Raw genomic sequence first — 14,104 nt, forward strand, 5'->3', positions numbered from 1 at the left:
CGATCGGGCAGGCTTGCGTCCCACATGCACCTCTCCGTCGTCATTCCGACGCTGAACGCAGCTGCGACACTGCCCGCGACGCTCGACGCGCTCGGAAGCCGGCCCCGTGAAGTGATCGTTGTGGACGCCGGATCCGGCGACGGCACAGCCGAACTGGCCGTCGTGCGCGGCTGCCAGATGATGGTCGCACCGCGCGGGCGGGGCGCTCAGCTCGCGACCGGCGTGGCTGCGGCCTCCGCGCCATGGCTGCTGCTGCTCCATGCCGATACGCGGCTCGGCGAGGGGTGGGCCGACGCCGTCGCGGCGCATGTCGCGACGACCCCGGACAGCGCCGGCTATTTCCGTTTCCGCATCGACGACGGTGCCCCTGCCGCGCGCCGGCTGGAGCGCGCCGTCGCCTGGCGCTGCCGGGTGCTCGCCCTGCCCTATGGCGACCAGGGCCTGCTGATCTCGCGCGCGTTGCTCGACACGGTGGGCGGCGTCCGGCCCCTGCCGCTGATGGAGGACGTCGATCTGGTGCGCCGCATCGGCCGCGCGCGACTGCGGCCGCTCGACGCCGAGGCGGTCACGTCCGCTGCGCGCTACCGCCGCGACGGCTATCTGCGCCGCTCGGCGCGCAACCTCGCGATCCTGTCGCTCTGGTTCGCCGGCGTGCCGCCACGGGTCCTCGCGCGGCTGTACTGAGCGCGCGACGGCTGCTCGTCCGGCAGCGCACGCCGCAGGGGGCGGAGGAGAATGAGGGGTCGTCATCCGATACCCCAACCCCGCGCGGGGCGTGTCGGCGCATTGCCAAATTCGTGACGTTGTTGGGCAGAAACGGCCTATGCTCACTCCGGACATCGCAAAGGAGACCCGCCATGATCTCGGACCTCACCGCCGCCCGGGCATTCTTCGAGGCCTGCGAAGCCGGCGCGGGCTGGGAGGGCTGCAAGGCCCACTGCACGCCCGACGCCACCTTCTCCGCCCAGGCCTGGGCGCTGGCCGAGGTGAAGTCCCTCAGCGCCTATGCCGACTGGATGAAGGGCATCATGGGCGTGCTGACCGACGGCCACTACGACCTGAAATGCTTCGCCCACGACCCCGACCGGAACACGGTCGCTGCCTGCGCGACCTTCATCGGCACGCACCTCGCCGGCGGCCCGATCGCGCCCACCGGCAAGACCACCCGCACCGACTATGTCTACGTGATGACCCTTGCCGGCGGGAGGATCAGCCACATGACCAAGGTGTGGAACGACGGCTACGCGCTGAAGGAGCTTGGCTGGGCCTGAGATCCCGGCCCACCTGGGCGGAGAGGCCTTTCCGCGGCGCCCTGACTCCGCGCCGGAGGATGACGGCGGAACGGGTCTGCCGCGGATCACGCGATACCGCCCCCCGCGCTGCCGAAACGCAGAAGCCGCCGCCCGCCCTCATCGCCGCCGCTGCGCGCCGCACGCACGCTCCCTGAGGCGACGGCCGATGCTGGCTTGGGAGGGCGAGGCGCGCTAGGCACGGACCACCGCAGCCGGAGGAGACTCCGGCCTGCGTGAGCCGTATCGAGACGCGCTCAACTCCGCGCGCTACCGCCGCGACGGCCATCTGCGCCGCTCGGCGCGCAATCTCGTGATCCTGTCGCTCTGGTTCGCCGGCGTGCCGCCACGGGTGCTCGCCCGGCTGTACTGAGCAGCGGGCCCAGAACGAATCCGCTTGACGCCATCCGCGGGCGGGCGTATCCGCCCGCATGTCGCAAACAAAAGTTCGTATTCCGAACTTCGCGAAAGACGACACCGCCCCGGTCGCCGATCCGGCCGAGAAGAACCTCGTCCGCTCGCTCGCCAAGGGCTTCGCCGTCCTGCACGCATTCACCGCCGAGCGCGACGAACTAACGCTCGCCGAGGTCGCGCGCGAAGCCGGCGTCGACAACGCGACCGCCTTCCGCTTCCTCAACACGCTGGTGATGCTCGGCTATGTCGCGCGCGTGCCCGGCACGCGGCGCTTCCGCCTGACGCTGCGCTGCCTCGATCTCGGCTTCAACGCGATCGCGCGCGCGGATCTGCGCCTGCAGGCACGACCGATCCTGCGTGACCTCGTCGGCGCGGTGAACGAGGCTGCCTCGATCGGCGTGCTCGACGGCGTGGATGTCGTCTACATCGAGCGCATCCAGGCCGGCATCGCGCGGCTCGGCGTCGATGTGCGCATCGGCAGCCGCGTGCCCGTCTATTCCTCCGCGATCGGCCGCGCGATCCTTGCCTATCTGCCGCGCGAGACGCAGATCGCCGTGCTCGATGCGCGCCCGCGCGAGAGGCTGACCGAGGCGACCGTCACCGACCGCGACGCGCTGCTCGCGATCCTCGAGCGCGTGCGCGAAGACGGTATCGCCTTCTCCGACCAGGAGACCGTGCCGGGACTGCGCGTGCTCGCCTGCCCGCTGCTCGACGCCGACGGGGTACCCTTGGGCGGCATCAGCGTCGCCGCCCCGGCGCTGCGCATGACCGCCGAGGACTATCTGCGCCAGGCCGGCCCGCCCCTGATCGCCGCCGCGCGCGCGCTGTCGCGCGGGCTTGAGGCCGCCGGTGGCACCGCCGCGCCGCAGCACCCCACCCTTGCCGACACGAACCGGGACAGGAGACACCACCCATGACGACGCGCCTCGACTATCACGGAATCGTTCCGGCGATCGCCTGCCCGTTCCGCGACGACCACGCGATCGACGCGGATGAACTCGCCCGCTTCGCCCGCTGGCTCGGCCGCCAGCCCGGTATCGTCGCGCTGATGACCAACGGGCACACCGGCGAGGTGTTCTCGCTCACCCCGCGCGAGCGCATCGAGGTGACGCGCATCGCCGCCGAGGCGACGCGGGGGATCTGCCCGGTGATCTCCTCGATCGTCTGCGAAGGGATCCGGGACGCGGTCGAGCAGGCGGTGGCGGCGAGAGAGGCGGGCGCGCAGGCGCTCGACATCATGCCGCCGCATCACTGGCTCCGCTTCGGCTTCCGCCCGGACCAGGTGATCGACTACTTCACCGCGATCGGCGAGGCGACCGGGCTCGGCCTGATCGTCCATGTCTATCCCGCCTGGACCAAGGCGTCGTTCCCCTCGTCGCTGCTTGCCGAGCTGGCGCGCCTGCCCTTCGTGCACGCCTTCAAGATCGGCACGCGCGAGATGAACAAGTACGCCGCCGACCTCAAGGCGATCCGCGCGGCCGATCCGTCCTGCGCGCTGCTCACCTGCCATGACGAGTATCTGCTCGCCTCGATGGTGCAGGGGATCGACGGCGCGCTGGTCGGCTTCGCCTCGCTGATCCCCGGGCTGATCCACGACCTGCTCGCGGCGGTGAAGGCGGGCGACCTCAAGCGCGCGATGGCGGTGCAGGCGCTGATCGATCCGGTGAAGGACGCCGTCTATGGCGGCGGCGAGCCCACCGGCGAGGCGCATGCGCGGATGAAGACGGCGATGAAGCTCGCCGGGATCCTGCGCAACGACACGGTGCGTCCGCCCACCCACGCACCGAACGCAGCCGAGATCGAGACGATCCGCGCCGCACTGGATGCGGCTGGCGTGCTCGCGCGCGCGGCTGCCGCGTAGAACCACCGACCAGGGAGAAACGACCGATGCTTCGGCGCACACTGCTTGCCGCCGGCGCGGCCACGCTCGCTGCCCCCGCCATCCGCGCCCAGCAGGGCTGGCCGCACGGCCGCACGATCCGCGTGATCGTGCCCTTCCCGCCCGGCGCGGTGAACGACCTGCTCGGGCGGATGCTCGCGCAGCGGCTCCAGGACAAGCTCGGCGCCACCGCGGTGGTGGAGAACCGGGTCGGCGGCAACGGCGTGGTCGGCACGAGCCATGTCGTGCAGGCAGCGAACGACGGCTACACGCTGCTTGCTTCGGCCTTCAACACGGTGGTGCTGCACCTGGTGACGCCGAACCTGCCGTTCGATCCGATGTCGGATCTCGACGTGGTCGCGCGCACAGGCGTGGCACCCCTGGTGATGGTGATGACGCCGGATCGGCCGCAGACCACCGTCGCCGAGGTGGTCGCCGCCGCCAAGGCCAAGCCGGCCGATTGGACCTTCGCGATCACCTCGGTCGGCTCGGCCGGACATCTCGCCACGATCGAGTTCAACCGCCGCAGCGGCGCGAATATCGAGATGGCGCCCTATCGCGGCACGCAGCCGGCGCTGACCGACATCATGGGCGGCAACGTGCAGCTGCTGATCGACCCGGCCTTCGCGCTGCTGCCGGCGGCGCGCGCTGGTCGCGCCAAGGCGCTCGGCATCGCCTCGGCGCAACGGTCCGAGCTCGCACCGGAGCTGCCGACCATGGGCGAGTCCGGCCTCGGCGACTTCGTGTTCAACTCCTGGTACGGGATATGGGCGCCCAAGGGCACCTTGGCCGAGATCAAGGGTCGCGTGAACACGCTGATGGCGGATGCGATGCGCGAGGCCGAGACGCGCCAGTGGCTCACCTCGCGGCTGGTCGAGCCGGTGACCGAGAGCGCGGATGAGGCGCGCGCCTTCATGGTCTCGGAGGAGAAGCGCGCGCGCGAACTGCTGGCGAGCGTGAACTTCAAGCCGGCCTGATGCATGCGCTGGTGACCGGGGCGAGTTCGGGGATCGGCGCGGCGATCGCCACGCGGCTGCTGGCCGATCAGTGGCGCGTCACCGGCCTCGATCTCACCCCGGCACCGCGCGATGCGCCGGGTTGCGCGCATCACCAGCTCGACCTGACCGACGCGGCGCGGCTCAGGGACCTGCTCGGCCGTCTCGATGGCGTCACGGCGCTGGTGCACGCCGCGGGCGTGCTGCGCGTGGCGCCGCTCGGCGCGCTGGATGCGGAGGCTGGCGCGGCGATGTGGCGGCTGCACGTCGCGGCGGCGGAGGCGCTTGCCGATGCGCTCGTACCGCGCCTGCCCGCAGGCGGACGGATCGTGCTGATCGGCAGCCGCACGGCATCCGGCGCGGCGGGCCGCAGCCAGTACGCCGCGAGCAAGGCCGCCCTGATCGGGCTCGCGCGCTCCTGGGCCGCCGAACTCGCGCCGCGCGGCATCACGGTGAACGTGATCGCACCGGCCGCGACCGACACGCCGATGCTCGCCGATCCCGCGCGCACCGGCGTTGCTCCGAAGCTGCCACCGATCGGCCGCTTCATCCGGACCGAGGAGATCGCGGCGCTCGCCGCGTTCCTGCTCTCGGCCGAGGCCGGCGCAATCACTGGCCAGCAGATCGTGGTCTGCGGCGGAGCCTCGCTGTGACCGCAGCGTCGTTGGGCGGCCAGGTCGCGCTGGTGACTGGTGCTGCCGGAGGGCTTGGCGCGGCGATCGCGGCGCTGCTCGCGCGACGCGGTGCCGCGGTCGCGCTCGGCGACATCCGCGCGCGCGAATGTGAGGCGCTCGCGACACGGCTGCGCGACGCCGGCCACACGGTCCTCGCGCTGCCGCTCGACGTCACCGACGCGGCGTCATGGCAGGCGGCGTGCGGCACGATCGCGGCGCAATTCGGCCGCCTCGACATCCTGGTCAGCAATGCCGCGGTGATTCTGCGCAAGGGCGTGGTGGACGCGACACCGGACGACTGGCGCCGTGTGCTCGACGTGAACCTCACCGGCGCGTTCCTCGGCATCCGCGCCGCCGCGCCGCTGATGCGCCCGACCGGCGGCGCGATCGTGCTCGTCGGCTCCACCGCCGGGCTGACGGCGCATGGCGACGCTGCCTACACCGCCTCGAAATGGGGGCTGCGCGGGCTGCTGCGCGCGGCCGCGCTCGAACTGGTCACGTCGAACATCCGCGTCAACGCGGTGCATCCCGCGACCATCGCGACGCCGATGACCGAGGCCGGCCCGCCCGGGCACCTGGCGGCGAACCGTGCCGCGATCCCGCTCGGCCGCGAGGCGCGGGCGGAGGAGATCGCCGAGGTCGTCGCGTTCCTCGCCGCGCCGCAGGCCTCGTTCGTCACCGGAGCGGAGATCGCGGCCGACGGAGGCTTGACGGCCGGGGGAATCGCCTGGATGCGTGCGCGGCTTCAGGCGAAGTTCGCGCAGGCGGAACACGGCGCGGACTGAAACCCGGAGTCGATCGACGGATTGAGGAGACACAGCATGGCGCCCCGCATCGTCGCGGTCGAGGAACGCACCAGGCCGATCGGCTCGGCGATCCGCAACGCCTATATCGACTTCTCGACCATGACGACGAGCCTTGTCGCCGTCGTCACCGACGTCGTGCGCGACGGCAAGCGCGTGGTCGGCTACGGGTTCAACTCGAACGGCCGCTACGGCCAGGGCGGCTTGATCCGCGAGCGCTTCGCCGCGCGTCTGCTGAACGCCGATCCCGGCTCGCTGCTCGACGCGACCGGCGGGAACCTCGACCCCGATCGCTGCTGGGCGGCGATGATGGCCAACGAGAAGCCGGGCGGGCACGGCGACCGTTCGGTCGCGGTCGGCACGCTCGACATGGCGATCTGGGATGCGGTCGCGAAGATCGCAGGCAAGCCGCTGTTCGGGCTGCTCGCGGACCGTCACGGCATCGAGGCGAACCCCCGCGTGTTCGTCTATGCCGCCGGCGGCTACTACTACCCGGGCAAGGACAACTCGGCACTGCGCGCCGAGATGCGGAGCTACCTCGACCGCGGCTACACGGTGGTGAAGATGAAGATCGGCGGGGCATCGCTCGCCGAGGATCGCGCGCGGATCGAGGCCGTGCTGGCCGAGCTCGACGGCAAGGCCCAGCTCGCGGTCGATGCGAACGGACGTTTCGACCTCGAGACCGCGATCGCCTACGCCAAGGCGCTCTCCGACTATCCGCTGTTCTGGTACGAGGAGGCGGGCGACCCGCTCGACTTCCACCTCCAGGCGACACTCGCGCCGTTCCACCCGGGGCCGATGGCGACGGGCGAGAACCTGTTCAGCCATCAGGACGCGCGCAACCTGCTGCGCTACGGCGGGATGCGCCCGGATCGCGACTGGCTGCAATTCGACTGCGCCCTCTCCTACGGGCTCTGCGAGTACCAGCGCACGCTCGCGGTGCTGACGGAGTGCGGCTGGTCGTGGCGGCGCTGCATCCCGCACGGGGGCCATCAGATGTCGCTGATGATCGCCGCGGGCCTCGGCCTCGGCGGCAACGAGAGCTACCCCGACCTGTTCCAGCCCTATGGCGGCTTCCCTGACGGCGTGCGGGTGGAGAACGGGCACGTCACCCTGCCCGACCTGCCGGGCATCGGCTTCGAGGGGAAGTCGGATCTCTACGCGGAGATGCGCGCGCTGGCCGAATGACCCGTCAGCGCATCGGTTCCTACTCGGCAGCCTTCATGTGCTCCTGCAACCGCGGCATCAGCTCGACCAGGTTGCAGGGGCGGTGGCGGCTGTCGAGCTGGAGGCGCAGGATGTCGTCCCAGGCATCGCGACAGGCGGAGGGTGAGCCGGGCAGGGCGAACAGATAGGTGCCGTGCGCCACGCCGCCCAGCGCACGCGATTGTATGGTGGACGAGCCGACCTTCTGGTAGCTCAGCATCCGGAACAACTCGCCGAACCCCTCGATCCGCTTCTCGATCACGCGCTCGAACGCCTCGGGCGTGACGTCGCGGCCGGTGATGCCGGTGCCGCCGGTGGTGATGATCACGTCGATCCCGGCATCGGCGATCCAGTCGCGCAGATGCGCCTCGATCGCCGCGACCTCGTCGCGGACGATGCTGCGCGCGACCACGCGGTGCCCGGCCCCCTGGATCCGCTCCGCCAGCGTGTCGCCCGAGGTGTCGGTGGCCGGCGTGCGGGTGTCCGAGATGGTCAGCACGGCGATATTGACGGCGACGAATGGGCGGCTCTCGTCGATACGTGCCATGAAGCTGGTCCCTCAGCCGGGGAGCCGAGGCGGAGCGCCTCAATGCAAGCGCGCTGCGCCGCCGGGATCCCGGGCGGTGATCTCCTCGGGACCATGGTAGCGCGGCCAGCGTCCGGCGGCGAGAGCATCCAGCGACGGAGCGGGCCGACCCATCCGGCTCGCGTAGATCCAGCTGAACGCGAGCACCCGCTGCACATACGCGCGCGTCTCGTGGATCGGGATCGTTTCCAGGAACATCAGGGGATCGTTGCCGTAGGACATCGTCCCGTTCCAGCGCGCCACGTTGCCGGGGCCGGCGTTGTAGGCCGCGATCAGGCGCAGGAGGTCGCCACTCACCTCAGGGTGGCGCGCGAGATAGGCGATGTAGCGGCTGCCGATCTCGAGATTGAGCTCGGTGTCGTGCAGCCGGTGGCGCTGCCGACCGGCAAGTTCCGGCCGGCCGGCAACGTAGCTCGCGGTCAGCGGCATGATCTGCATGACGCCGCGCGCGCCGGCCCGGCTGACCGCGGAGGCGTCGAAATTGCTCTCGACCCGCGCCATGCCGATCACCAGCGCCGGATCGACCGCAGCCTCGTCGGGGCGCCAGTGCGGCAGCGGGAAGCGCGCGTAGTCGCGCGGCCGCCCGTCGCGGCTCTCGACCAGCGGCGCGATCCGCATCGCGAGCTCGGCCATGCCGGACTGGCTGGTCACGACGAGCAGCGCGCGCGCGAGCGAGGGGTTGTCGTGGGCGGAGGGCGCGAGGCGGCGCAGTTCCGCCTCCGCCCGCTCGGTCTGGCCGATCTGCAACAGCGCCAGCGCGCGCAGCCCCTGCGCCGTCTCGGCGAGCAGGGCTGCTTCGTTCTCGCCCAGCGTGTCGCGCTCCCAGGCGAATCCGCAGGGGATTCCGAGCGCGCGGCGCGCGAGCAGGCCGTAGAAGCTGCGCGAGGACTGCGCCGCCTCGAGCAGCCACGGCACGTAGTTCCGGTGGTCACGCTGGCGCAAAGCTGCGCGTGCGGTCCAGAACGCGCCGGCGGCACGACGCGCCGAGGAGCCGATCTCGGCCCGCGCGGTCGCCTCGAAATGCCGCCGCGCGGCATCGATCCGGCCGAGCCGCCAGGACGCGAGCCCGGCGAACCACTGCGCCTCGGCCACCTTCGGCGAACTGCGGATCGCCGCACGCGCCTCGCCGAGCGCCTGCTCGTCCAGGCCGCGCAGGAACAGCGCGCGCGCGACCTCGGCGTGCAGGCTCGCCGCATAGGCGGCATCGATCCGGCCGGCGCCGCGGATCGCGCCGATCGCGCGCGGGAACTCCTCGGCGCGGATGTGCTGGCGCACGGTACGGTCGAGTGCGGGGTTGCGCGAGAAGGCGCGCGCGCCCGGGTCGATTTCCTCAGGCGGCGTTTCGGCCGCGGGGAGCTCGCTCACCTCCGCGAGGGTCGGCAGGGTCGTGCCGCGTGGCGCGCGCAGGCGCAGCAGGCGGTGGATGCGCGGCGCGTCCGGATGGTCGGCATAGGCCTCGAGCCAGGCCGACAGCTCCTCCGGCCGGGCACGCGTGTGCGGCCCGAGCAGCCGGTCGGCGAGGACGTGGCCCATCAGCAGGCGATCGGAGAGGCGGGCGATATCGGCATCCGCCGCGGCAAGCCGGCCGTTCACCTGGGCGGCGAAGATGCGGCGGTAGAGGGCTGCATCGGCGGGACCAAGCACGCTCGGCAGGCCGGGCATGCCACCAAAGCTCGGTCGTGGCACCGCGAAGGCCACCTGGTCGTTCCCGCGGGCAGTGCCCGACAGGCCGACCAGTGCCAGGAATGCCGCCCCCCAGATCAGGCCCGCGGTGCGACCGCGGCCCCATGCTCCCTCGGTTCCTTGCATGGCAAGGACTGCGTTAACCGAGCGTCAACCATCTCGTCCACGCCGATATGCGCGACGAATCCCGCGTTGCGAGATGCCCTACGCAGGATCAACAGGCTCGGGGGCGATCCTCGTGTGCCTTAGTTCTGCCGCATCTGTGGCGCGGTGGAATCGAGGCGGCGCCGCAGCGACAGCAGGTCGTTCCAGGCGTCTCGTTTCGCTCCCGGGTTGCGCAGCAGATAGGCCGGATGCAGCGTCGGCAGGGTCGGGATCGGCGCATCGAGGCCCGGAACGTCGAGATCGCGCCATCGTCCACGCAATCGTGTGATGCCCTCGCGTGCGCCGAGCAGCCCGCGCGCCGGCACGCCGCCGAGCAGGACGACCAAGCGCGGTCGCGCCAGGGCAATGTGTCGCCTCAGGAATGGCAGGCACAGCGCGACCTCGGCATCGGTCGGGTTGCGGTTGCCGGGCGGCCGCCACGGCAGCACGTTGGTGATGTAGACTCCTCCCGAGCGCCGCGAGAGGCCGATGCTCGCGAGCATGCGGTCGAGCAATCGCCCCGACGGGCCGACGAAGGGCAGGCCCTCGCGGTCCTCCTCCGCACCCGGGCCCTCGCCGATCAGCATCACGGGTGCGGAAGGATCTCCGTCCGCAAAGACCAGGCTGGTCGCGGTGTCGCGCAGCGCACAGCCGTCGAACGCGGCGAGTGCGGCGCGCAGCGCGGCGAGGGTCTCGGACGCCTCGGCGACGGCCTCGGCACGCGCCACGGCGCCGATCGCCGGGGTCGGCGCCGCGGCGTGAGGTGCGGCGGGTGCGCGCACGGCCGGCGCGGCCCGGCGCGGCGGCGGCTCGGCCAGCCGGTCCTGCGCCACCTCCTCCAGCGCCTCGTCCGCGCCCCAGGCCAGCTGCAAGGCCAGCGCCGCCCTGAGCTCGGACCGCATCGCCGCGTCCACGTCGCACTCCCTATTCCCTCGCCCGGCGTGCAGGATGCCCCTATCTCTGGCGTCGAGCCATGGGGGAAGCGATGCAGCGCGAGGCGATGGAGTTCGACGTGGTGATCGTGGGGGCCGGGCCTGCCGGGCTCGCCGCCGCGATCCGGCTGAAGCAGGCCGCCGGCCAGGCCGGGCGCGAGATCAGCGTCTGCGTGCTGGAGAAGGGCGCGGAGGTCGGCGCGCACATCCTCTCTGGTGCCGTGCTGGAGCCGCGCGCGCTCGACGAGTTGCTGCCCGATTGGAAGGCGCTCGGCGCGCCGATCGACACCCCGGCGCGCGAGGACCGCTTCCTCTACCTCACGGCGAAACGCGCGATCCGCCTGCCCACGCCGCCGCAGATGCACAACAGGGGCAACTGGATCGTCTCGCTCGGCCAGGTCTGCCGCTGGCTCGGCGAACAGGCCGAGGCATTGGGGGTGGAGATCTATCCCGGCTTCGCCGCCGCCGAGGTGCTGTTCGAGGGCGAGCGCGTGGTCGGGGTCGCGACCGGCGATCAGGGCATCGCGAAGGGCGGCAGCCGCAAGCCGTCCTACCAGCCCGGCATGGAGCTCCGCGCCGCCTACACCCTGTTCGCCGAGGGCTGCCGCGGCAGCCTGACCAAGCAGCTCGAGCGGAAGTTCGGCCTGCGCGAGGGTCGCCAGCCGCAGACCTACGCGATCGGCATCAAGGAGCTCTGGGAGGTACCGAAGGAGACGCACCAGCCCGGGCTGATCCTGCACACGATCGGCTGGCCGCTTGCCTCGGACACCTATGGCGGCTCGTTCCTCTACCACTGGGGCGAGAACCTGCTGGCCTACGGCTTCGTGGTCGGGCTCGACTATCCGAACCCGTGGCTCTCGCCCTTCGAGGAGATGCAGCGCTTCAAGACCCATCCGGCGATCCGGCCCCACTTCGAGGGGGCGAAGCGCATCGCCTATGGCGCGCGCGCGCTGAACGAGGGCGGGCTCCAGGCGATTCCCCGGCTCGTGTTCCCCGGCGGCGCGCTGATCGGCTGCGGTGCGGGATTCCTCAACGTGCCGAAGATCAAGGGCAGCCACACCGCAATGAAGTCCGGCATGCTGGCCGCCGAGGCGGCGGCGGAGGCGCTCGCGGGCGCGAAGCCCGACGTGCTGGAGTCGTATCCGTCCGCGCTCGAACGCTCCTGGGTGCATCAGGAGCTCGCCCGCGCGCGCAACATCCGCCCCGCCTTCGCCAAGCTCGGCCTCTGGGGCGGGCTCGCCTATGCCGGGCTCGACACCTACGTGCTGCGCGGCAAGGCACCGTGGACCTTCGGGCATCACCCCGACCACGCCAGCCTGAAGGACGCGGCCTCGGCGCCGCGCATCGACTACCCGAAGCCCGATGGCGTGCTGACCTTCGACCGGCTCTCCTCGGTGTTCCTCTCCAGCACCAACCACGAGGAGGATCAGCCGAGCCATCTGCACCTGGCCGACCCGTCGATCGCAGTCGAGCATAACCTCGCCCGCTATGGCGGGCCGGAGGCGCGCTACTGCCCGGCCGGCGTCTACGAGTTCGTCGGCGTCGAGGAGGGCCAGCCACGGCTGGTGGTGAACGCCCAGAACTGCGTGCACTGCAAGACCTGCGACATCAAGGACCCGAAGCAGAACATCACCTGGGTCACGCCCGAGGGCGGCGGCGGGCCGGTCTATGCCTCGATGTGACCGGCCGTGGGGTCGCGTCCCGGTGGCGCGCGCTCCGGCGCTGCGATACTCTGCCGCCATGCCCGACCGGGACCACTCGCCGCGCACGCTCTCCCGCGTCGCGATGCTGCCTCTGGCGCTGCTTGCGGCCTGCGCGTCCGGCCTGCCCGCCGGCAGTTCCGGCCCGCTGCCGATTCGCGAGGGGCGCTTCCAGCCGACCGGGGCCTACGGCAACTATCTCGCCGGCCGCTTTGCCGCCTCCGAGACCGACACCGTGGCGGCGGCGCGGTTCTTCGAGCGCGCCCTCGACGCCGACCCGGCCAGCCCGGAACTGTTGACCCGCGCCTTCCACGCCGCGCTGGCCGATGGACGCGATGCGGCCCCGCTCGCCCGGCGCGTGCTTCAGCTTCAGCCGACCTCGATGCTCGCGACCCTGGTGGTGGCCGCGGCGGAGGCGCGCGAGGGCCGGTTCGAGCCGGTGGAGCAGCGGATGCGAGCGCTGCCGCGTCAGGGGGCAGGACAGCTTCTCCAGCCGCTGATGCTGGCCTGGGCCTTGGCCGGGCGCGGCCAGTGGGAGCCCGCACTCGCGACGCTGCGCCCGCTGGCCGAGGGGGCGCGGTTCAGGGGCGCCTTCGCGCTCCATGCCGGCCTGATCGCCGATCTTGCCGGGCGCCCGGCCGAGGCCGAGCGCTGGTACGGGCTCGCGGTCGCGGAGGGCGGGGCCAGCCTCCGCGGGGTGGAGATCCAGGCGAGTTTCGCGGCGCGCCAGGGCCGGCTTGAGGACGCGCGGCGGCTGCTCGCCGAGATCGCGACCGGCTCGGACGACATCGCCATGGTCGAGGCGCGGCTTGCGCGCGAGCTTGAGCGCCGTCCGGTCACGTCCGCGGCCGACGGCATGGCCGAGGCGCTGCTGGCCCTCGGCGGCGCGCTGCGCCAGCAGGAGGCAAGCGAGTTCGCGCTGCTGCTGCTGCGCGTCGCGCTGCTGCTGCGGCCCGATTTCCCGGCCGCCAAGCTGATGGTGGCGGACCTGCTCGAGGGAGACCGGCGCTACGAGGCGGCCGCCGGCGTGCTCGCGCGCGTGCGTCGCGACAGCCCCTATGCGCCGGCCGCGCGGGTGCGGCTCTCGGTGGTGCTCGACCGGATGGACCGCACCGATGCGGCGATCGGCGAGCTCGAGGCGCTGGCCGCTGACGACCCGTCACGCGCCGAGCCGCTGGCGCGGCTCGGCGATATCCTGCGGGGCCGGCAGCGCTTCGCCGAGGCGGCGCGCGCCTATGACCGGGCGGTCGAGCGGCTCGGGCCGCCCGAGCGGCGGCAATGGACCCTCTACTACGCCCGCGGCATCGCGCTTGAGCGCTCGAAGGACTGGCCGCGCGCCGAGGCGGACTTCCTCAGGGCGCTCGAACTCTCGCCGGACCAGCCCTATGTGCTCAACTATCTCGGCTACACCTGGGCCGATCAGGGCCGCGAGCTCGCGCGCGCGAAGCGGATGATCGAGCGCGCGGTGGAACTCCGCCCGCATGATGGGCACATCATCGACAGCCTGGGCTGGGTGCTGTTCCGCATGGGCGACTACCGCGGCGCGGTGCGCTGGCTCGAGCGCGCGGTGGAACTCGTGCCGCGTGACCCGGTGATCAACGACCATCTCGGCGACGCGTATTGGATGGTCGGGCGGCACACCGAGGCCCAGTTCCAGTGGCGCCGCGCGCTGAGCCTCAGCCCCGAGGCGGAGGAGATCCCGAAGATCGAGGCCAAACTGCGCCACGGTCTCGTGCTGCCGCCGGCGAGTGTGGCCGCAGGCAACACCCAGGGCGAGGCGCCCGCCACTTCGCGCTGAG

The 14,104-nt window shown here is 72.0% G+C and carries 13 protein-coding genes; 10 read left to right on the forward strand and 3 right to left on the reverse strand.

Annotation, left to right across the window (positions count from 1 at the left end):
• Positions 1-24: 24 nt before the first annotated feature.
• The 8 genes from ACTIFU_RS05585 to ACTIFU_RS05620 all read left to right on the forward strand — a co-directional run bounded on the left by ACTIFU_RS05585 (position 25) and on the right by ACTIFU_RS05620 (position 7,242).
• Entirely contained in the window at positions 25-684 is a 660-nt protein-coding gene (locus tag ACTIFU_RS05585) for a TIGR04283 family arsenosugar biosynthesis glycosyltransferase (RefSeq protein ID WP_439577303.1), read from the forward strand.
• A gap of 173 nt (positions 685-857) precedes the next feature.
• Complete coding sequence (locus ACTIFU_RS05590; protein ID WP_439577304.1) at positions 858-1,271, forward strand: nuclear transport factor 2 family protein; 414 nt, start codon at positions 858-860, stop codon at positions 1,269-1,271.
• 449 nt (positions 1,272-1,720) lie between these two features.
• Positions 1,721-2,620, forward strand: a complete 900-nt coding sequence (locus ACTIFU_RS05595; RefSeq protein ID WP_439577305.1) for an IclR family transcriptional regulator — start codon at positions 1,721-1,723, stop codon at positions 2,618-2,620.
• Complete coding sequence (locus ACTIFU_RS05600) at positions 2,617-3,564, forward strand: dihydrodipicolinate synthase family protein (protein ID WP_439577306.1); 948 nt, start codon at positions 2,617-2,619, stop codon at positions 3,562-3,564. Before ACTIFU_RS05595 ends, ACTIFU_RS05600 begins: the two co-directional genes overlap by 4 nt.
• A gap of 26 nt (positions 3,565-3,590) precedes the next feature.
• Positions 3,591-4,559 carry a Bug family tripartite tricarboxylate transporter substrate binding protein gene (locus tag ACTIFU_RS05605; RefSeq protein ID WP_439577307.1) on the forward strand — a complete coding sequence of 323 codons (969 nt, stop codon included), beginning with the start codon at positions 3,591-3,593 and terminating at the stop codon, positions 4,557-4,559.
• Positions 4,559-5,230: an SDR family NAD(P)-dependent oxidoreductase gene (locus ACTIFU_RS05610; RefSeq protein ID WP_439577308.1), complete on the forward strand. Its 672-nt coding sequence runs from the start codon at positions 4,559-4,561 to the stop codon at positions 5,228-5,230. The genes ACTIFU_RS05605 and ACTIFU_RS05610 overlap by 1 nt, the downstream gene beginning before the upstream one ends.
• On the forward strand, positions 5,227-6,036 hold the full coding sequence (locus ACTIFU_RS05615) for an SDR family NAD(P)-dependent oxidoreductase (protein ID WP_439577309.1): 810 nt from the start codon (positions 5,227-5,229) through the stop codon (positions 6,034-6,036). Before ACTIFU_RS05610 ends, ACTIFU_RS05615 begins: the two co-directional genes overlap by 4 nt.
• Positions 6,037-6,072: 36 nt before the next feature.
• Positions 6,073-7,242 carry a mandelate racemase/muconate lactonizing enzyme family protein gene (locus ACTIFU_RS05620; RefSeq protein ID WP_439577310.1) on the forward strand — a complete coding sequence of 390 codons (1,170 nt, stop codon included), beginning with the start codon at positions 6,073-6,075 and terminating at the stop codon, positions 7,240-7,242.
• Positions 7,243-7,261: 19 nt separating this feature from the next.
• On the opposite strand, the gene moaB is transcribed toward ACTIFU_RS05620, so the two are convergent.
• From moaB to ACTIFU_RS05635, 3 genes are all read right to left on the reverse strand, one after another.
• Positions 7,262-7,807: a molybdenum cofactor biosynthesis protein B gene (moaB, locus tag ACTIFU_RS05625; RefSeq protein WP_439577311.1), complete on the reverse strand. Its 546-nt coding sequence runs from the start codon at positions 7,805-7,807 to the stop codon at positions 7,262-7,264.
• Positions 7,808-7,846: 39 nt separating this feature from the next.
• Entirely contained in the window at positions 7,847-9,655 is a 1,809-nt protein-coding gene (locus ACTIFU_RS05630; protein ID WP_439577312.1) for a transglycosylase SLT domain-containing protein, read from the reverse strand.
• A gap of 119 nt (positions 9,656-9,774) precedes the next feature.
• On the reverse strand, positions 9,775-10,587 hold the full coding sequence (locus tag ACTIFU_RS05635; RefSeq protein WP_439577313.1) for a uracil-DNA glycosylase: 813 nt from the start codon (positions 10,585-10,587) through the stop codon (positions 9,775-9,777).
• A gap of 59 nt (positions 10,588-10,646) precedes the next feature.
• Here ACTIFU_RS05635 and ACTIFU_RS05640 point away from each other — a divergent pair, with 59 nt between their 5' ends.
• Together ACTIFU_RS05640 and ACTIFU_RS05645 are read left to right on the forward strand one after the other, a co-directional pair.
• Positions 10,647-12,287: an electron transfer flavoprotein-ubiquinone oxidoreductase gene (locus ACTIFU_RS05640; RefSeq protein ID WP_439577314.1), complete on the forward strand. Its 1,641-nt coding sequence runs from the start codon at positions 10,647-10,649 to the stop codon at positions 12,285-12,287.
• A gap of 58 nt (positions 12,288-12,345) precedes the next feature.
• The gene (locus ACTIFU_RS05645) at positions 12,346-14,103 is read left to right on the forward strand and encodes a tetratricopeptide repeat protein (RefSeq protein ID WP_439577315.1); all 1,758 of its coding nucleotides are present in this window, start codon (positions 12,346-12,348) and stop codon (positions 14,101-14,103) included.
• Position 14,104: the final 1 nt, after the last annotated feature.

Origin of the sequence: Elioraea sp., assembly GCF_051860475.1 — a bacterium.
Taxonomy (GTDB): Bacteria; Pseudomonadota; Alphaproteobacteria; order Acetobacterales; family Acetobacteraceae; genus Elioraea.

What these genes read in the sequence shown, in the direction of transcription:
- ACTIFU_RS05585 (WP_439577303.1), top strand. Translation starts at nt 25, where the DNA reads ATGCACCTCTCCGTCGTCATTCCGACGCTGAACGCAGCTGCGACACTG.
- ACTIFU_RS05590 (WP_439577304.1), top strand. Translation starts at nt 858, where the DNA reads ATGATCTCGGACCTCACCGCCGCCCGGGCATTCTTCGAGGCCTGCGAA.
- ACTIFU_RS05595 (WP_439577305.1), top strand. Translation starts at nt 1,721, where the DNA reads ATGTCGCAAACAAAAGTTCGTATTCCGAACTTCGCGAAAGACGACACC.
- ACTIFU_RS05600 (WP_439577306.1), top strand. Translation starts at nt 2,617, where the DNA reads ATGACGACGCGCCTCGACTATCACGGAATCGTTCCGGCGATCGCCTGC.
- ACTIFU_RS05605 (WP_439577307.1), top strand. Translation starts at nt 3,591, where the DNA reads ATGCTTCGGCGCACACTGCTTGCCGCCGGCGCGGCCACGCTCGCTGCC.
- ACTIFU_RS05610 (WP_439577308.1), top strand. Translation starts at nt 4,559, where the DNA reads ATGCATGCGCTGGTGACCGGGGCGAGTTCGGGGATCGGCGCGGCGATC.
- ACTIFU_RS05620 (WP_439577310.1), top strand. Translation starts at nt 6,073, where the DNA reads ATGGCGCCCCGCATCGTCGCGGTCGAGGAACGCACCAGGCCGATCGGC.
- moaB (WP_439577311.1), bottom strand. Translation starts at nt 7,807, where the DNA reads ATGGCACGTATCGACGAGAGCCGCCCATTCGTCGCCGTCAATATCGCC.
- ACTIFU_RS05630 (WP_439577312.1), bottom strand. Translation starts at nt 9,655, where the DNA reads ATGCAAGGAACCGAGGGAGCATGGGGCCGCGGTCGCACCGCGGGCCTG.
- ACTIFU_RS05640 (WP_439577314.1), top strand. Translation starts at nt 10,647, where the DNA reads ATGGGGGAAGCGATGCAGCGCGAGGCGATGGAGTTCGACGTGGTGATC.
- ACTIFU_RS05645 (WP_439577315.1), top strand. Translation starts at nt 12,346, where the DNA reads ATGCCCGACCGGGACCACTCGCCGCGCACGCTCTCCCGCGTCGCGATG.